Origin of the sequence: Enterococcus casseliflavus, assembly GCF_029215545.1 — a bacterium.
GTDB classification, from domain to species: Bacteria; Bacillota; Bacilli; order Lactobacillales; family Enterococcaceae; genus Enterococcus_D; species Enterococcus_D casseliflavus.
In genome coordinates, this window is the sequence record NZ_CP119393.1 from 3,209,278 (window position 1) to 3,228,122 (window position 18,845).

The 18,845-nt window shown below is 45.7% G+C and carries 17 protein-coding genes and 1 other annotated feature; of the genes, 4 read left to right on the forward strand and 13 right to left on the reverse strand.

Annotation, left to right across the window (positions count from 1 at the left end; genetic code table 11):
* Positions 1-44: 44 nt before the first annotated feature.
* From P0G38_RS15075 to P0G38_RS15100, 6 genes are all read right to left on the reverse strand, one after another.
* On the reverse strand, positions 45-482 hold the full coding sequence (locus P0G38_RS15075) for a PIN domain-containing protein (protein WP_015508881.1): 438 nt from the start codon (positions 480-482) through the stop codon (positions 45-47).
* A gap of 7 nt (positions 483-489) precedes the next feature.
* Entirely contained in the window at positions 490-807 is a 318-nt protein-coding gene (locus tag P0G38_RS15080; protein WP_015508880.1) for an AbrB/MazE/SpoVT family DNA-binding domain-containing protein, read from the reverse strand.
* A gap of 176 nt (positions 808-983) precedes the next feature.
* The gene (locus P0G38_RS15085) at positions 984-1,787 is read right to left on the reverse strand and encodes an amino acid ABC transporter substrate-binding protein (RefSeq protein WP_275852755.1); all 804 of its coding nucleotides are present in this window, start codon (positions 1,785-1,787) and stop codon (positions 984-986) included.
* 13 nt (positions 1,788-1,800) lie between these two features.
* Positions 1,801-2,433, reverse strand: a complete 633-nt coding sequence (locus P0G38_RS15090; protein WP_005227272.1) for an amino acid ABC transporter ATP-binding protein — start codon at positions 2,431-2,433, stop codon at positions 1,801-1,803.
* A gap of 12 nt (positions 2,434-2,445) precedes the next feature.
* Positions 2,446-3,090 (reverse strand): amino acid ABC transporter permease, encoded by a 645-nt coding sequence (locus P0G38_RS15095; protein WP_010748717.1) that lies wholly within the window; start codon positions 3,088-3,090, stop codon positions 2,446-2,448.
* Positions 3,091-3,398: 308 nt separating this feature from the next.
* Positions 3,399-3,633, reverse strand: a binding site (T-box leader).
* A 126-nt stretch (positions 3,634-3,759) separates the two neighbouring features.
* Complete coding sequence (locus P0G38_RS15100; protein ID WP_275852761.1) at positions 3,760-4,914, reverse strand: cobalamin-independent methionine synthase II family protein; 1,155 nt, start codon at positions 4,912-4,914, stop codon at positions 3,760-3,762.
* Between the two features lie 126 nt (positions 4,915-5,040).
* Here P0G38_RS15100 and P0G38_RS15105 point away from each other — a divergent pair, with 126 nt between their 5' ends.
* Entirely contained in the window at positions 5,041-5,961 is a 921-nt protein-coding gene (locus P0G38_RS15105; protein ID WP_005227268.1) for a LysR family transcriptional regulator, read from the forward strand.
* 128 nt (positions 5,962-6,089) lie between these two features.
* Here the strand turns inward: P0G38_RS15105 and P0G38_RS15110 are convergent, their stop codons facing one another.
* The 5 genes from P0G38_RS15110 to P0G38_RS15130 all read right to left on the reverse strand — a co-directional run bounded on the left by P0G38_RS15110 (position 6,090) and on the right by P0G38_RS15130 (position 13,519).
* Positions 6,090-8,456, reverse strand: a complete 2,367-nt coding sequence (locus tag P0G38_RS15110) for a phosphoketolase family protein (RefSeq protein WP_005227267.1) — start codon at positions 8,454-8,456, stop codon at positions 6,090-6,092.
* Between the two features lie 197 nt (positions 8,457-8,653).
* Entirely contained in the window at positions 8,654-10,078 is a 1,425-nt protein-coding gene (araA, locus tag P0G38_RS15115) for an L-arabinose isomerase (protein WP_005227266.1), read from the reverse strand.
* Positions 10,079-10,097: 19 nt separating this feature from the next.
* Positions 10,098-10,793, reverse strand: coding sequence for an L-ribulose-5-phosphate 4-epimerase (locus P0G38_RS15120; RefSeq protein WP_010748713.1), 696 nt, complete (start codon positions 10,791-10,793; stop codon positions 10,098-10,100).
* Between the two features lie 19 nt (positions 10,794-10,812).
* Positions 10,813-12,408 (reverse strand): xylulokinase, encoded by a 1,596-nt coding sequence (locus P0G38_RS15125; protein ID WP_275852771.1) that lies wholly within the window; start codon positions 12,406-12,408, stop codon positions 10,813-10,815.
* Positions 12,409-12,412: 4 nt separating this feature from the next.
* Positions 12,413-13,519, reverse strand: a complete 1,107-nt coding sequence (locus P0G38_RS15130; protein WP_420842465.1) for a GntR family transcriptional regulator — start codon at positions 13,517-13,519, stop codon at positions 12,413-12,415.
* A gap of 149 nt (positions 13,520-13,668) precedes the next feature.
* Here P0G38_RS15130 and P0G38_RS15135 point away from each other — a divergent pair, with 149 nt between their 5' ends.
* The 3 genes from P0G38_RS15135 (at position 13,669) to P0G38_RS15145 (ending at position 16,788) form a co-directional block, all read left to right on the forward strand.
* Complete coding sequence (locus tag P0G38_RS15135; RefSeq protein ID WP_275852777.1) at positions 13,669-14,535, forward strand: SHOCT domain-containing protein; 867 nt, start codon at positions 13,669-13,671, stop codon at positions 14,533-14,535.
* A gap of 205 nt (positions 14,536-14,740) precedes the next feature.
* On the forward strand, positions 14,741-15,571 hold the full coding sequence (locus P0G38_RS15140) for a helix-turn-helix domain-containing protein (RefSeq protein WP_275852780.1): 831 nt from the start codon (positions 14,741-14,743) through the stop codon (positions 15,569-15,571).
* Positions 15,572-15,678: 107 nt separating this feature from the next.
* Positions 15,679-16,788, forward strand: a complete 1,110-nt coding sequence (locus P0G38_RS15145; protein ID WP_005227260.1) for an ABC transporter ATP-binding protein — start codon at positions 15,679-15,681, stop codon at positions 16,786-16,788.
* A 512-nt stretch (positions 16,789-17,300) separates the two neighbouring features.
* Here P0G38_RS15145 and P0G38_RS15150 read toward each other — a convergent pair.
* Positions 17,301-17,636 (reverse strand): PTS sugar transporter subunit IIB, encoded by a 336-nt coding sequence (locus P0G38_RS15150; RefSeq protein ID WP_010748708.1) that lies wholly within the window; start codon positions 17,634-17,636, stop codon positions 17,301-17,303.
* Between the two features lie 12 nt (positions 17,637-17,648).
* Positions 17,649-18,845 carry a multiple monosaccharide ABC transporter permease gene (mmsB, locus tag P0G38_RS15155; protein WP_005227258.1) on the reverse strand — a complete coding sequence of 399 codons (1,197 nt, stop codon included), beginning with the start codon at positions 18,843-18,845 and terminating at the stop codon, positions 17,649-17,651.

Genomic DNA, 18,845 nt, shown 5'->3' on the forward strand with positions numbered 1-18,845 from the left:
GGAATTTAAGGAAAAAAGAGGATGTCTGCCAGATATAGCAGTGATCATCCTCTTTTTAGCTGCTGCACAAATTCAGCGACTGTATAGACAATCAGTCCCGATGATTCAAAATCAGCTGTATTGGTCGTTACTAGACTGTCGATTTGATTTCGCTTCGCACAAGCTGCTAAAACAGCATCCTCAAAATCTGTCATTGTTGAATCAAGCGCCTGAAGGCAATCTGCTTCCGTAACTGTTAAGACGGTATGCACTTGGATCAGTTTTTTGACTTCCCTCCGAGCATCGACTCCTGCTGCTCCATCGAGAATATAGAAAAGATCCGTTAAGGTACTTGCCGTAATCACGCCCTCGCAAAGTCCATAAATGGAACTGTTGTATATCTGTTTGATGGCTTCTTGATGGCTTTTAGACCCTCTTCCTAATAAATAGTCAAGGATCACATTGGTGTCAATCACGACTCGTTTGGCTTTGTATTTGGTCATGCTTATTTTATTCTCCCAGATATTTTTTCCTACGCCGTTCGTTTCTTACTTTTTTGATGTCCACAACGTCAGGTGTTTCAAATGAATCTGCTAAAATGCCTTGCAAAGAATCGACTAAACGAAGTTTCTCCTCTGGGGACAACGCTCCTACTGACTGCTTTTCTGTAATAACTAACTGTTTTTTGCCATTGACTTCTTCTGCCAGTTCCATTTCTAGTTCAGAACCTACCTGGAGATCCAATTTCCGAATCATTTTCTTAGACAAGCGAACCCCCTGTCCGTTGCCCCACTTAATCAAATGAGCGGTCTCTTTATAATGTTCCACTCGGCTCCCCCCTCTTTATCGGATTTTCCTTACTACCTATCATTATAACATGAGCACGCTTATGTATACACAAGTATATACTTCATTCATTCCTTCTTTACTTAGATACGCAAAAGAAATGAATGTATAAAAAAACACCAGCTGCTAAGCAGCCAGTGCCTCTTGTTGACTTGTTTTTAGTTTGGTGTGACGTCTTCACCAAACCACTTTTCAGAGATTTCAGCAAAGGTGCCATTGTCTTGCAATTCTTTCAAGCCATCATTGATTTTATCTGCCATGGCTTGATCGTCTTTACGCACACCTACAGCAAAATCTTCTGCTTCAAAGGGGCTTTCGATTTCGTTGAAGTCATCGGTTTTGCCTGTTTGAGTCAAATAATATTCTGCGTAGACACGGTCGATCAAAAGACCGTCGATCCGACCGTTTTCTAGATCGATAAAGGCTTCATTAAAGCTGGCATACAAGGTTGCGTCATTGCCGTCTACGAAATCCTTCAAAACTTCCGGTTGGTTATTGAAGGTCTCATAACCAGAAGAACCTTCTTGGGCACCTAAGACTTTGCCCTCCATATCATCAAAACTAGTAATGCCGCTTGATTTCGCTGTGACCAAGACTTGTTTATTTTCCATATAAGTATCTGTAAACAATACTTTTTCTTCACGAGCTGCGGTTTTGGTATACCCGTTCCAGATCATATCGATGGTGCCATTGCTTAGTTCGGTTTCTTTCATGGACCAATCGATTGGTTGAAATTTGACTTTGGTTCCTGTTAGATCCAAAATCGCTGTGGCTAAATCCACATCAAACCCAACGATGTTGCCTTGGTCGTCTTTAAAGCCCATCGGTACGAAGGTATCGTCTAGGCCGACGATCACTTCTTCTTTGTCAGCGGCACTGGTTGTGGTGTCATTGCTGCTGCCGCACGCCCCTAATAAAAATACACTTGCTGCTGCGATTCCCGTTAATAGTAATTTTTTCATTTTGTTCTCCCCCTTATTCTCCTGCTACTTTTAATAATTGATCGCCGATATTTTCGGCAAAAACCAAATCATGGGTCACCACGATCTGGGTCACTCCTTCTTTTTTCAGATCCAAGATCAGCTGTTCGACTTGCTGTCTCAAGCCTGGATCTAAGGCGCTGGTAGGCTCGTCATAGGCCAACACTTTGGGATTCATCGCCATCGCTCGTGCGATAGCCACCCGTTGCCGCTGCCCCCCGGACAACTGGAAGGGGTATTGAGCTAATAGGTCACTTAACCCTAGTTTTTCTGCCAACTGTTCGGCTTTTGCTGTATACGCGGCTTTGTCTTGTTTTAGCACCATTTTTGGTGCCAAAGTGATGTTTTCAAAAACCGACAAGTGCGGAAACAATTGGAAGTCTTGGAAGACGACACCGACGACTTGTTCTTGTTCTTTTGTGTCGGTGGGATCAAAGGCTTTGCCATCCAGTAAAAAGCTTCCAGAATCGATCGTTTCTAACCCAGCCAGTGTCCGAAGCAAGGTGGTTTTCCCGCCACCGGAAGGACCGACCACCGCTAAGATACTGCCGTCTTCGATCGTCAGGTCTAGCTGATCGATGACTTTTTTGGCGCCAAATGATTTTGATACTTGTTTTAGTTCTAACATACGTGGTTCCTCCTAACGGTAATAGTCCAGTTTGGTCTCGATTTGTTTTAACAATAACGTGAAGACACCCGTCATCACCAAGTAGATCAAGCCAACCCCAACTAACGGAAGCAAGGTACTGTCTCGCTCCATGGCGATTTTTCCGATTCGCATCACGTCTGACAAGCCCAAGATGTAGACGAGGGATGTGTCTTTGACAAGATTGATGACTTCATTGCCGACAGATGGCAGGGTGATCTTGACGACTTGTGGGATGATAATTTTTTGGATCGTTTGGATCGGGGACAAACGCAAGACTTTCGCGGCTTCGTATTGTCCTGCTGGAATCGATTGGATCCCTCCACGGAAAATCTCGGCAAAATAAGCAGCGTAATTGATGATAAAGGCGATCAAGGCTGCTTCAAAGCGATCAAAGACGATCCCTAAAATCGGCAGACCGTAGAAAACAAAGATCAACTGCAGCAATAAAGGCGTTCCTCGCATCAACCAAACGTAGACTTGCACGATCAATTTCAAAATACGCAGGCGACTGGCTAAAACAAAGGCCAACAAGATGCCTAAGGGAATGGACCCGATTAAGGTCAGTGCGAACAATTTAACGGTGATTCCAGTTCCTGAAATCAGTTGGGGCATAACATTGACTAAATACTCAAACATGGTGACTTCCTCCTTGATAGGTTTCAATTTCGATTGGCAGCGAAACAGCTTAGCGACGGTTTGCTCCGATGCTTATGTGGCGCTGTACGTTGGCTGGTGAGGGGCAACTGGCAAGTTTCATTTTTCTAAAAAAGAAAAACAAAAAAAGCGCACACTGGCATTTGCCAGAGGACGCTTAATACGTGGTTCCACCTCAATTTGCCTTTCCTTCGCAGGAAAAGGCCTCATGCAGTCCTTGTGATCCTTCCACTTTCGGTTTTCGGTGAGCCGCAAAAAAAGAGAAAAAAAACGTCCCCTAGCCATTACAGCTAAAGGACGTTATCAACGCGGTTCCACCTTTGTTTATCAGTGCTTCACAGCAACTGAACTCAGAAAGTCATCAATCAATGACTGCTGCTGTAACGGGCAAACCCGGTCTCTCCTACTTTTCTTTCGGAAAAACGACTCCAAGATGTGTTTCACAACCATGCGTTATCTCTTTGCACCAACCAGAGACTCTCTTCAAACAGCAAGCCTTGCTACTCTTCTTTTCGATGTCTGTTTCATTAAGTTGTGTCTTACTTTACTCGCTCTTAAAGAAAATGTCAAACATTTTTTCTGAAATTTTCGAAACTTTGTCGCATGCACCGATTTCGAGGGGAAGATTCAGGGAAAAGAAGACGCAGCTGCTTAACCGAAGTACGCTTCAGCTAAGGCTTGTCCTTGCTTGATTTTTGCCCATTGCTGTTCAGTCGAAAGCTCATTGCCGCAGTCACAAGAGGCAAAGCCGCATTGATGAGAAAGATAAAGCCGCTCCTTAGGAATGATTTGGCTGGCTTTGTCTAATAAAGCGATCACTCGCTCTTCATCGTCTAATGTGGCGGTTTTGCTGGATAATAAGCCTAAGACAACTTCCACTTCTGGACGATCTTTCAGCGCTTCTAAAGCCGAGATATCACCAGCACGGTCATCGTCCCACTCTAGGAAAAAGCGGTCATAATGCTGATCACGCAAGAATTTTTCGGCGATCGCTTTGTAGGTACCGCTGGCGGCCGCGCGGCTTTGGTAATTGCCGCGACAATTGTGGGTCCAGACTTTTAATCCTAATTCGTGGGCGTATTCAGCGACTTCGTTGTTGATCGCCACAAATTCATCGGCTAACGCTTCTAAGCCGTCATTGCCTTGGGTGAAGAAGCTCTTGTCATTGTCTTCGGCAAATAATTCCCATAAACAATCATCGAACTGAACGATCTCACCACCGGCTTCTCGGTATTCCTGCAAGAATTCCTTGTAGGCGTTAAGCAGCCCTTCCCGCAAGGCTTCTTTCGTTGGATACACCTGACCTTCACCAACGAGGTCGTTAAAGACAGTCAGCTCGGTAAACGCGTGGGCAGCCCCCCAGACGGTGATTTTGACTGACAGGTCGCCAGCTTGGCGTTTGGTTTCTTTAAACAATGTCAAGTAATGATGGTTTTTGCCAGATAATGGTTCTGTGATTCGGATGCCGATGTCTTTACGTGTCTCAAAATGTCCACCGTCCAAATCTTCAAAGGCATACCCATGATCGGAGATATAGCGCTCAACGCCTTTTAATCCCCAGAGAAAATCCAGGTGCCACATCGAGCGGCCGTGTTCGCCGTCTGTGATGACTGTGATGCCGTGTTCTTTTTGCGCTGCAATGATGTCAGCGATCGCTTTTGCTTCCGTTTCTTGGTAGCCAGGAAACGCATCATAAAACGGGTAGCGGATGTCCTCCCGATGCTCGATTTGATTTTTGTAGTCCAATAAATCTTGTGGTCGTAACAATGACCCCACAAGCTGAAATTTGTCTGTTGCCATATCCATTCCTCCTATACAAAGTTTTCAAAATTGTTAGATTTATTCTAGCAAACATCTTATACTATAGATAATACTTATAAACTTATATATTCCATAGGCAATACCTATAACATAAAAAGGAGGTTGTATCCCATGCGTATCCAGCAGCTTGAATATTTGGAAAAAATCGTAGAAACTGGCTCTTTCAATGAAGCCGCCAAACAGCTTTTCATCAGTCAGCCATCCCTCTCTCAAGCCATGAAAGAGTTGGAAAAAGAGTATGATCTGCAGCTGTTTTACCGCAGTAAATTAGGGGTGACCTTGACCGATGATGGCCGTTCCTTTCTCAACTATGCTCGAAATGTTTTAGACCAAGTCAATCTCTTGGACGAACGCTTTCGCAAAGACAGCCATCGCAAGCATGTTTTCAGTGTTTCCGCACAACACTATGCCTTCGTCGTCCACGCCTTCGTGGAGCTGGTCAAACAGTTAGGGGAAGATGAATTTCAATTCACCTTGCGAGAGACCCAGACACAAAATGTACTGGATGATATCCAGACGTTTAAGAGCGAATTGGGGGTCATTTATCTGAATGATTTTAACACGACGGTCCTCACCCGTTTGATCCACGAAAAAGACCTGCAATTCATTCCTTTGTTTGAAGCCAAACCTCACGTCTTCATCGGCCGAGAAAATCCCCTGACTCAGAAAAAAAGCATCACATTAGCTGATTTGGAACCTTATACCTATTTGTCGTACGAACAAGGGGAAACCAATTCCTTCTACTTTTCTGAAGAGATTTTAAGCACTTTACAACGCAAAAAACACATCCGCATCAGCGATCGTGCCACGATTTTCAATTTGATGGTGGGTCTCAACGGCTATACCATCAGCTCTGGGATCATCAGCAGTGAGCTGAATGATGAAAAAATCGTTGCGATTCCTTTGGAAGTCGATGATGCGATGACACTAGGTTACCTCAAACACAAGAAAATGGAACTGAGTGAGATGGCTTTGGACTATCTCGCCTTGTTGAAACAGCATATCAAAAATTACGGTTTCGACGTCTTTTAAAAAAACGATCCGCAGACAGTCGGTCGGGTTGCCTTGGTAAGGTGTCCCGACCCTGTTGCGGATCGTTTTGTTTCTTTTGTGCTTTTTTTGTTCTTAAACTGTCTTACGTTGGCGTTGTGGAGAATAAATCAACGCAATGGTTTCCATTCCCACTCTTCGACTTCGGCGATATCATAGCCGTTTTCTCGAATAAAGTCATGGTGATACGCAACGGTGTCTGCCATTTTTTGGGCAAAGTCCGTTGCTTTTTCTCCATAGACCCATTCGGCGGCGTCTTTGGCTAAGTGGAAGCGATCCAATTCAGAAAGGATCCGCATATCAAACGGTGTCGTGATGTCGCCATTTTCTCGGTACCCATGAATATGAAGCTGTTGGTTGCGACGGCCAAAGAAGATGTCGCGAATCAGTCCTTCATACCCGTGGAAAGCAAACACGATCGGTTTGTCTTTCGTAAAGTAGGCTTCGAATGCTTCATCGCTCAACCCACGAGGATCGACTTCTGGACGACGCAATTTCAATAGATCGACCACATTGATGAAGCGGACTTTCAACTCTGGGAAGGCTTCAATCAGCAACGAAACAGCAGCTAAAGCTTCCAAATTCGGTTCCGTCCCAGCAGCTGCGATCACAATATCGGGTTCTTGTCCTTCATCTGTCGATGCCCAGTCGATGACTTTCAAGCCATCTTTGACAAGCACTTTCGCTTCATCCGCCGAATAAAACTGCGGACGTGGGTGTTTTGAAGAGACCACTAGATTGATCTTTTCTTCAGAAGCGAGCGTTTCTGCCATGACAGCCATCAAGCTATTGGCGTCGGCTGGTAAGTAGACCCGCACAAAGTCGGCTTTTTTCTCTGCAATATGGGTCATGATCCCTGGATCTTGGTGGGTGTACCCATTATGGTCTTGTTGGAAGACCGTTGATGAAGCAATCAAATTCAATGAGGGGTACGGGTTGCGCCAGTCAAGATCATGGGCTTTTCGTAACCATTTGAAGTGTTGCGTGATCATAGAATCAACGACTCTTAAGAATGACTCGTAGCTGGCAAAGAAGCCATGACGACCCGTCAGCACATAGCCTTCCAAGAAGCCTTCTGCTTGATGCTCTGATAATTGTGAATCAATCACACGCCCCACTGAAGACAGCCATTCATCGTAATCAGGATGTTTTGGCTCCAACCATTGGCGATCCGTGACTTCAAACACATGGTTTAACCGATTGGATTTGGCTTCATCTGGACCAAAGATGCGGAAGTTGTCGGGATTTTCTTTGATGATGTCACGGGCAAATTTCCCAAAGACCATCATATCTTGGGCAGTCGTTTCCCCTGGTGTCTCGATCGCAATGGCATGTGCTTGCCAATCTGGTAAGCGCAGCGGTTGCGGATCGATCCCCCCATTGGTGATTGGGTTGACCGCCATCCGCTGCTCTCCTTTTGGTGCCAACTCTTGAATCTCAGCTTTGATGCGGCCGTTTTCGTCAAAAAGCTCTTCTGGACGATATGACTGCAGCCAATCCGTCAAAGCATCCACGTGTTCCATATGTTTCGCATTGACAGGGATCGGTACTTGGTGGGCACGGAAGCCCCCTTCAATCGGCTCACCATCCCAGACTTTCGGTCCAGTCCACCCTTTCGGTGTGCGAACGATCAAAACTGGCCAATGAGGCATAGCGGCTTCTTCCGCAGAACCTTTGCGGGCTTCTGCTTGGATCGCGTGGATCTGTTCGATGGCTTGATCCATTTTCTGTGCCAATTGCGGATGAACGGCTTCTGGATCGTCCCCTTCTACGAAATAAGGGGTCCAACCCATGCCTTCAAAATATTTCGTGAGATCTTGGTCACTTTTACGAGCCAAAATCGTTGGATTGGCAATCTTGGCGCCATTCAAATGCAAGATAGGCAAAATTGCGCCATCATTGACTGGATTGATAAAGGTATTTGAAAACCAGCTGCCCGCTAATGGTCCAGTTTCGGCTTCGCCATCACCGACCACTACTGCTGCAATGACATCGGGATTGTCTAAAATAGCTCCGGTAGCGTGGGCGATGGAATAGCCTAGCTCGCCGCCTTCATGGATCGAACCTGGCGTTTCAGGTGCCGCATGAGAAGCGATCCCACCTGGGAAAGAGAAGGTTTTGAATAGATGTTTCATCCCTGCTTCGTCTTGGGTGGCTTTTGGATAGATCTCGCTGTAGCTGCCGTCTAAATAAGCATTCGCAACCATGACTTGTCCGCCATGGCCTGGTCCTTCGATATAAAACATGTTTAAGTCGTACTTATTGATGACGCGATTGAGATGGGTGTAAATAAAATTTTGCCCTGCGATCGTTCCCCAGTGACCAATCGGATTCACTTTCAAATCTTTTTCTTCGATGGGGCGGCGCAATAAGGGATTGTCTTTCAAATAAATCTGACCAACGGAAAGGTAGTTGGCTGCTCGCCACCAAGCGTTCATTTTCTGATAATACTCTGGTGTATCGTAGGTTGTCTTCATTGTGCTCCTCCTTTTAGTCCATTGTTCCACTCTTACATAAAAGTCTATGCCCCCTATATTTAAAAGTCAATTTTGCTGATTGCTGGTGCTTTCAGGGGTCTGCTTATCCGCACTTTGCAGCTAGAAGGCAAGAAAGCTTAAGAAAAACGCAAAGAAACCGCCGACCATCGCCAACGGTTTCTTTTGTGATTGGGTACTTATTTGATCGTTACGTATTCTAATCCCACAAGCTTCGCCCATGTTTCGATCTGATCAGAATTTAGGACAAGTGAGACAACGGTGTGATGGCCACCGCCTGTTTCGATCCACTGTTTGACGCCATCGTGGAAGTTTGGTTTTGGTGTCCACATTACTCGTGCAACCGGTAGTTTTGGTGCTTCTTCAGTTGGCTCAAAGGCATCGACTTCATTGATCAATAATTTGTAGTGGGTGCCAAAGTCGGCCATCGAAACCACGACACCTTCGCCGCCTTGGCCGTCAAAGACGAGTCGGGCTGGGTCTTCACGATCCCCCATCGACAATGGCGAAACCACGATTTTTGGTTTGTTGGCTGCTAATACTGGATCGACTTCCATCATGTGGGATTGCAAGATGGCTTCTTTTCCTGGTGTCAACTCATAGGTATAGTCTTCCATAAAGCCAGTCGCTTTATTGTGGGCCATGATTTTCATCAAGCGGTCAATAGCGGCGGTTTTCCAGTCCCCTTCACCAGCAAACCCATAGCCTTCTGCCATCAAACGTTGTACAGCTAAACCAGGCAACTGCTGCATACCATATAGGTCTTCAAAGTTCGTGGTAAATGCCGTATAGCCGCCTGCTTCAAGGAAGCGGCGCAGACCGATTTCTTGTTTGGCTTGGGCTTTGACATGACGTGCCCATTCTTCTTTGTCGTAATCGCCATAATCGAAATCATACAGCTGGCTGTATTCTTCAAAGAGTGCATCGACTTCTTCGTCAGTCACCGCATCGACGACTTGTACCAAATCGCCGATCCCAAAATAATCAACGGTCCAGCCAAATTGGATCTGTGCTTCGACTTTATCGCCTTCGGTCACCCCAACGTTACGCATGTTGTCGCCAAAACGAGCGACTTTGATTTGGAAGCTTTCATTGTAGCCGACTGCCACGTCCATCCAAGCAGCGATTTCTTTTTGGATGGCTTCATTTTTCCAATAGCCGACAACGATTTTGTTTTGCTTTTTCAAACGGGCATTGATAAATCCATATTCTCGGTCACCATGAGCCGCTTGGTTCAAGTTCATAAAGTCCATATCGATGGTTTCCCATGGAATTTGTTCATTGTATTGAGTGGCAAGGTGCAGCAATGGTTTTTGTAATAATTTCGTGCCGCGAATCCACATTTTTGCTGGTGAGAAGGTATGCATCCAGGTGATCACCCCAGCGACTTCATCCCGATAGTTGACTTCTTTCATGATTTTCGTAATCGTATCGGCAGTAACAGCGAGTTCTTGTAAAACGACTGGATAAGGCAGCTTTGAGCTGTCATTTAAGCTTTTGACCATTTCTTCTGCATGGTCCCGTACTTCTTGTAATGCTTCTTCTCCGTATAAGTGCTGTGATCCTACGACGAACCAAAATTCTTTTTTCCCGATTTCTAACATTCTACTTGCTCCTTTTTCGTTATTTTTGCCCGTAATAGGCATTTTCTCCATGTTTGCGCAAATAATGTTTGTCTAAGACCCGCTGCGGCAATTCGGGTGCGTAACTGTTCAGCTGACGCGTGATAAAATTCATCTTAGCAACTTCTTCTAAGACCACTGCGTTCATCACCGCCGCATCCGCCGTTTTGCCCCAGGTAAACGGTCCATGACCGTGAAGCAAGACACCAGGAATTTCTTCTGGCGTGATGCCGCGTTCCTTAAAGGTTTCGACGATCACCTGTCCTGTTTGTGCTTCATAACCTTCATCGATCTCGGTTTGCGTCAAAAAGCGGGCACATGGGACAGCCCCATAAAACGTATCGGCATGGGTCGTGCCCATCGCTGGCAGATCGAGTCCTGCCTGAGCCCAGCTCGTCGCCCATGTAGAATGGGTATGGACGATTCCACCAATTTCTGGAAATGCTTTGTATAAAACGGCATGCGTTGGCGTATCGGAGGAAGGATTTTTCGCTCCTTCCACTACGTTGCCCTCAAAATCACAAACCACCATATCACTGGCTTGCATGGTTTCATAGTCAACACCGCTAGGTTTGATGACAAACAATTGCTGTTGGCGATCCACTGCTGACACATTGCCCCAGGTGTATTTGATCAATCCTTGCTTCGGCAATGCCAAATTGGCCTGAAAGACTTCTTCTTTTAATCCTTCTAACACAAAATTCCCTTCTTTCTTTTTAAATCAACGCATCGATTGCCGCTTGCTCGATCGGCAACCCTGCTTGGTAACGTTGGGTAAAGACGGTGAACCCCTGAATGTCGGCTTCCGTTGGGGCTAACGTCACGCCGTGGTCATTTTTAAACACTTGATCTGCTAAGAATGCTGCCAAGGATTGTTCTGGCGTGTGACGGCGAAGGTATGCTGCTAAAAGGGCGATCCCCCAGGCGCCACCTTCACCAGCCGTTTCCATGACCGTGACCGGGGCTTCCATGACAGCTGCCAAGACACGTTGGGCAACTTCTGGCGTTTTGAAGATCCCACCGTGACCAACGATTCGATCAATAGCGACGTCTTCGGCTTCCAGAATCTTCATCCCGATCTTCATCGCACCAAAGGCACTAAACAGATGTAAGCGCATGAAATTTGCTAAAGTAAAAGAACTCTCTGGCGATCGGACGAAAAGCGGCCGTCCTTCAGGGATCTTAGTGATATTTTCACCAGAGTAATAACCATAAGAAAGCATCCCGCCACAGTCTGAATCCCCTTTCAATGCTTCGTTGAATAAGGTCGCAAACAATTCTTCCGTGGAAAGTTTCATTCCAGCTGCGTCGGCAAATTCGCGGAAAAGTTTGACCCAGGCATTGATCTCCGAGGTACAGTTATTCGTATGGACCATCCCCACCAAATCACCAGAAGGCGTCGTGACCAAATCGATCTCTGGATACACTTTAGTTAAGGGTTCTTCTAAGACGATCATGGCAAAAGCAGACGTCCCGGCTGAAACATTCCCGCTTCGCTGTGCCACACTATTCGTGGCAACCATGCCAGTGCCCGCATCGCCTTCTGGCGGACATAACGGGATGCCAGCTTGCAAAGTACCAGTTGGGTCGAGTTTTTTTGCCCCTTCTGCCGTCAATGTGCCGGCTGGTTCGCCTGCTGTCAACACTTGCGGCAAAAGGTCTTTGATCTGCCAAGGATACCCCTGACTGCTGATTTGTGCATCAAATTGATGCAGCATATTCGCATCATAGTTTTTTGTCGTACTGTCGATTGGGAACATCCCTGATGCATCGCCAATTCCGATAACTTTTTCCCCTGTCAGCTGCCAATGGACATAGCCGGCTAAGGTAGTGAAAAAAGCAACCTCTGGGACGTGGGCTTCTTGATTCAAAATCGCTTGATACAAATGCGCGATACTCCAACGCTGCGGGATGTTGTATTGGAACAATGCCGTCAAGGCTTTTTCTGCTTCTTCCGTGATCGCATTGCGCCATGTCCGAAAAGGTACCAACAGCGTGCCTTGCTGATCAAAGGCCATATAGCCGTGCATCATTGCAGAAAAACCGATACTGCCGATCGTCGTCAAAGGTACCTCGAATTGCTGCTGGATGTTGTGCGCCAACTCTTGGTAGCTGGCTTGCAGTCCTTGCCAAATCGCCTCTAGTGAGTAGGTCCAAATCCCTTGCTCCAATTGATTTTCCCATTCAAAGCTGCCTGAAGCGATCGTCTGAAACTGCTCATCGATCAAGACAGCTTTGATCCGTGTCGAGCCTAGCTCGATCCCAAGAGACGTGCGTCCGTCAATAATTGCTTGCCTTACTTGTTGCGTCATCTTCTTACTCTCCTTTTTGGTTATTGACTGAACCGCGAACGATCAGCTCCGGTTCAAAATAAAAGCGTTGTGCTTCTGTTGCCTTACCTGTAGTGATCCATTGTGCCGCCAATTCCCCCATCGCTTCTTTCGGGTGAGTCAGTGTGGTGATCGTCGGTGTGGACAAGGTGCTAAGGGGCGAGTCATCGTTACCCACGATCGAAAAATCAGCAGGAACGTTCTTCCCAGCAGCCGTCAATGCTTTAATCAAGCGATGCGCGATCTCATCGTTGTAACAAACGATGCCTGTGACTTGATTATCGGCAGCCGTCAAGCGCTGGATCGCTTGTTCAATAACGGCTTCTTTCGTCTCCGTCGTATACGTCAAGACGTCTTCTGCTGCAAACGTCCGCTTGGCTTGGGTCAAGGCTTTGACAAACCCTTTCATCCGATATTTCCCTTGTAAGTCATCGATTTTCGTGATCATCATCAACTGCTGATGCTGTTGTTCTAATAGATAATTGGTTGCTAAAAACCCAGAACGTGTATCGTTGACACAAATATGCGGCAAGTCTAGTTCTTCGTAATAGGCATTGATCATGACGAGAGGAATCCCGGCTTCTTGGAGGGCGACATAATAAGCAAGATTCGGGTTGTACTGGCTGCTCTTCGTTGGCTCAACGATCAACCCGTCTACCCCTTGATCCATCATTTGCTGCAAGCACGCTCTTTCTTGCTCATGGTCATTGTTGGTTGATCCTAGAAGCAGTGAATAGCCTTGCTCCCGCAATGTCTGTTCCACGCCGCGCATGATCGAAGGGAAAATATAATCAGACAAATAGGTCATGATGATCCCAATCGTTTTGCGGTTTTTATGATTGACAGTCTCAGGTTTTGAAACGTAGGTGCCTGAGCCCCGTTCTTTTCTTAAATAGCCTTCATTGACCAAAACAGCGATCGCTTGGCGCACCGTGTGGCGGCTATAATGAAATTCTTCCTGTAAGGTTGCTTCTGAAGGGATCGCATCGCCTTCTTGATAGGTGCCTAAGCGGATCTTTTCTCTTAAGATATCCGCAAGTTGTTCGTACTTATTCGCCATTTTAATCCCATCTTCCAAAAGTTGTCCGTACATCTAAGATACCAAGAAACCGCTTCCGTGTCAATTGCTGCTATGGCTTTTTTTCTAAAAAAACCTAACGAAAAGAAGGTAAATGATAAATTCCCCTTATTTTCATCAGAATAAAACGAATTAAAACACTATTTGTTGTATAATTGAATAAAATGTTGCTTATTACGTTAAAGGAGGTAAGTATTTTGACGAGAACACCTTATGAAACCTACGAGGAACCCATTATTTTGTATTCAAAAAAATATCGAGAAAATCGCAGACATGATGCCAGCTGTCGTTGGCTCATTACGAAAAAAGGCGTCTGGATAAACAACACCCATCCAAAAATCCCAGATGAAAAGATCCCCATGGCAAAAATTGCCGATGTGGAATTACATATAGGCAAAGGTCTCTTAGTGGACTACCTCCGACTGCAGGTACCAGGTAATTCTCAATTACTCTATTTCACCAATCGAATCGATGCCCAAAAAGCCTATGAATTTTTAACGGATCATTTGGCAGCACTTGGTGGGCAATCAGCCAAAAGTTACGTGGATGAAGAGGCTGGAAAAATCAAATTACTTTCCTATCATTATCGTGATGCTTGGGTCATTTCAGAAGATACCCTTACAATCATCGATTACAAGAAGAAAGCGAAACAGGTTCTGCAGATTCCCCAAATTACCAGTGTCAATTTGAAAGAAGTTGCTGAATCAGGTCTTTGGAAAGGCAATGGCTTTTTAGAATTGTATATTGGCGGCGGAGCGATCAGAGAAACCCATTCATTCAGACGAATGGAACCGAATCACTCCCTTTGCTTTGCCGAAAAAGACCTGGTGATTGCTCGGATCATACAGCGCTACCTCACCAACTTCCCTCGGGAGCGGTCGGTCCCGTTAACGAACCCATCGCCACCACCAGCTGCGAAGCCGACGGAAGCGCTCATTGCTGAACTACGCGAACTAAAAGTGTTGGTCGACGAAGGAATTTTGACTGAAGAAGAATTTGCATTCAAGAAAAAACAACTGTTAGGATTATAGAAGCAATCGCTTCGGAGAAAAAAGCCGCCCTCCTGCCATGAGAAGGCAGAGCTTTCGGTGAAGGGCTGTGCTTTTTTCCTGGGAAAATTTTGAACGGTTATTTTAGAACATGCTATACTAATTGAAGAATACGTAGAGTATCTCAAAGGAGGTCTTTCTCATTTTTTCTTTTAATGACATCAAAGCACGTTTCCCCCAGGCAACGTTGCATGACAAAGTTGCCACAACGAAGGATATCGAATCCATCGCCTTCGGCAAAAAATATATTTGGCTGCCAACTGACCAATTAAGTGACAGTGAAAAATTGCTGATCCAACTGGGAAACGGCTCTTTGCAACCAGAAATCGATAACCGAAACCATTCATGGTATCCGATTTTATTTGAACATCAGCCCGTTCAAGAGCCAGAGTGGATTCGCTTGCTGCAAGTTCATTTCACCCGAACCATCGACTCTTTGCAATCCGAATGGCTCGCAGAGATTCAGCAAATGCTCCCTAGCGTGGTGGATCTTTTTTTCCTCACCGAAGACCATGCAGTGATCGTAGAAAAACAAGATGGTGCCAATTTGCCCATCGAAGATCTCGACGGCTTATTCGTCGCTTTGGATATGGATTTCGACTGCTATTCCCAGCTGTTCGTCGGTCCCTTCCATCATCCACGCCACGATTTCACTGCCTTATGGGCAAGTGAGTCTAGCCTGTTCAAAAATGAGTTAAAAACGAAAACCACCAGTAAAAGTATGGATCTGCCCAAAGTGGTCTTCTCTCTTTTTCGCAACGGCTTTTCCGAGTATATTTCCTTGTTTCGTACCTTGTATCTAGATTGGTTTGAAGAAGAGACCGAAACGATCATTCAATCCCTGTGGCGCAATCAAGGCAATGCAAGCTCCACAGCCAAAGAACTGTTCATGCATCGGAATTCTCTCCTATATAAGATCGATAAGTTTCAAACACTGACGCGCTTAAATTTAAAAAATATGGATGATCTGCTGCTTTGCTATTTATTGATCGATCAGTTCACCCATCAGAGCAATTAAACAACATGCACAAGAAAACGTTTTTTTCTTGTGCATGTTTCCGTTGCACCTTCGAAGCGTTTTCATTTATGATGTTCATGTAAACTAAATGGAAAGAGGTAATCCCAATGGTAGAAATGGCCTTAAAAAATATCCACAAAAAATATGATAATAATGATGCGTATTCGGTAACTGATTTTAATTTAGATATCGCAGATCGCGAATTCATCGTTTTCGTTGGACCTTCTGGTTGCGGAAAATCAACAACGCTTCGAATGATCGCTGGTTTAGAAGATATTTCTGAAGGCGAATTGAGCATCGGTGGAAAAGTAATGAACGATGTGGCACCAAAAGACCGCGACATCGCGATGGTTTTCCAGAACTACGCATTGTATCCCCATATGACTGTTTTCAACAACATGGCATTTGGTTTGAAATTGCGTAAATACGACAAAGAAGAAATTAAAAAACGGGTAGAAAATGCCGCTGAGATCTTAGGATTGACAGAATACTTAGATCGTAAACCTGCTGCCCTTTCAGGTGGTCAGCGTCAACGGGTTGCCCTAGGCCGTGCCATCGTCCGTGATGCTAAAGTCTTCTTGATGGATGAGCCGTTGTCAAACTTAGATGCGAAATTGCGGGTTGCCATGCGTGCGGAAATCGCAAAATTACACCAACGTTTAGAAACAACGACGATCTATGTAACCCATGACCAAACAGAAGCGATGACCATGGCTGACCGGATCGTTATCATGAAAGATGGCTTCATTCAACAAATCGGTTCACCAAAAGAAGTCTACAACACACCGAAAAACATTTTCGTTGCCGGCTTTATCGGTTCACCAGCAATGAACTTCTTCAATGTTACGTTGAAAAACGGTATGATCTCTGATGGACAAAGCTTGAACTTACGTATTCCTGAAGGCAAGAACAAGATTCTTGTGGAAAAAGGGTACGAAGGCAAACAATTAGTCTTTGGTATTCGTCCAGAAGATATTCACAGTGAACAAATCGCATTGGAAGCTTCTCCTGAAGCAACTGTACGTGCCGAAGTAGTCGTATCTGAATTATTAGGTGCAGAAACGATGCTTTATACACGCGTAGGTGCGACTGAATTTATCTCGAAAGTTGATGCTCGTGACTTCCACCGTCCAGGTGAAACGGTTGATTTGGCTTTCAACATCAACAAAGCACACTTCTTCGACAAAGATTCAGAAAATGTCATCACACTTCCTTAATTTGTAGTTACCATGCACTGTTCTCGGATTTGCCCCCTAGGCAGTCGCATTTAACTAATATCCACTTTTATTCCTTATTTGTATCCCCTAAAAACAGACAGTCAGCAGACTGTCTGTTTTTGGGTTTCGTTGTGTTTCCTACGAAACGCTTAGTTGCGAACGAGAAACCAGAAGCGGTGTAAGCAGCTCATTCCCCCCCTCCTACCGCCCACAGCCTCAATGCTTTAAGTACGTGAAACACTCGCCCATCACTTGCCTTTAAACAGCATACGGGTGGTGTCAGCTTCGTCCTCTTCCCCCTCAACTTCTCTTTTGTTTGTCTATGATGCGATGTCCTAAACACGAGAAAACGAACCAACGGGCTTGCCACGCATTGCTGCTTAAGAGGGGCTTTCTTGGCTAGTGTAGGCAGAAAAGCACCACAAAAAGAGTAGTGCTTGTGGGGGATGACAAGCACTACTCTGGGGAGCCTATTCAACTGCTGACCACCTAGCTTTTTGCCAAGCTGCTGGTTAGCGATCGTTTTGCAAGAGGGTCAGGCTGTCTGCAAGGACAGCTTCGCCATCTAACAACTCGTAATCTGTTTCTTTGATCAATTTATAAGGCACCGCTTTGACCATGAGAAAGTCTTTCAATCGATTGACTTCGTACTTCGACTGCGGACCGATCAGCAAGGCATCGACAGTCTGCTGCTGCAGGATCTGTTCAGCAATGATGGCTGGTGCCGAATAGATATGCACGGCTAATCCTTTTTCATCTGCAGCTCGCTGCATATTTTTCACTAAGAGACCCGTAGTGATACCGGCGGTACAAATCAATAAAATCGTCTTTTGTGCTTGTTCCTCCATAAACAGGCCCTCCTACGATATTTTCTTTTTCTTATTGTAGATATCCAACACGACGGCCAGCAGCAAAATCAACCCTTTGATGGCTTGCTGCCAATCGACACCGACTCCTAAGATCGACATCCCATTGTTTAAGACACCCATCACGAGCCCACCAACGATCGCACCCATCACAGTACCAATACCGCCTGAGGTGGAAGCACCGCCGAAATACACTGCGGCCATTGCATCTAATTCCATTGACGTTCCTGCTTGCGGGGTGGCTGCGTTCAACCGAGCGGCTAAAACCAAGCCCGCCAAAGCTGCCATCATCCCCATGTTCACGAAGACCCAGAAGGTGATTTTCTTCGTCTTGATCCCAGAAAGTTCGGCTGCTTTTTTGTTGCCGCCGGTTGCATAGATTTGACGACCAGCAACGGTTTTGTTAGTCAAAAAGCCATAAGCAGCCACGATCACCCCTAAGACGATCAAAATGATCGGATACCCTTGATAAGAGGCAAAGATATAGGTAGCGCCGAGAAATACGACCGCAGTAAAGACGGCTTTAAAGGCAAAGGCTGCCATTGATTCCACTTCAAAAAGATTTTTTTTGCGACGCTCACGGGTCCGCCATTGGCCTAAAATCAGGATGCCCGTGATCACTACACCTAAAATCATGGAAAGTAAATGGATCTGACCGCCTGCAATATCTGGCAAATACCCAGTAGAAATTTGTTGGAATGCCTTGGGAAACGGCGCCAATGATTGACCCCCTAAGACGACTTGGGTCAGTCCTCGAAACATCAGTAAACCAGACAAGGTCACGATAAATGCTGGGATACCGACATACGCGACCCAGAACCCTTGCCAGGCACCGATCACTGCGCCCATCAGTAAGCAAAGAGGCACTGCCAGCCAAGGACTGATGCCGTTATTGACCATTAAGACGCCTGCAATCGCACCGACAAACGCCATCACGGACCCTACGGATAAATCAACGTGTCCTAACAAGACGACCAAGAGCATACCAGCTGCCAAAACGAGAATATGACTGTTTTGCAACACGAGGTTGGTGATATTCAGCGGCCGCCAGAAAATCCCGTCGGTCATGAGCTGAAAGGCCACCAGCAGCACTGCTAAGATAATGATCATACTGTATTTGCTAAAGATTTCCAGTGCCTTTTCTTTCAGCGAATGGCTGCGTTCTTTTTTTAATTTATTGGTTGTTTCCAT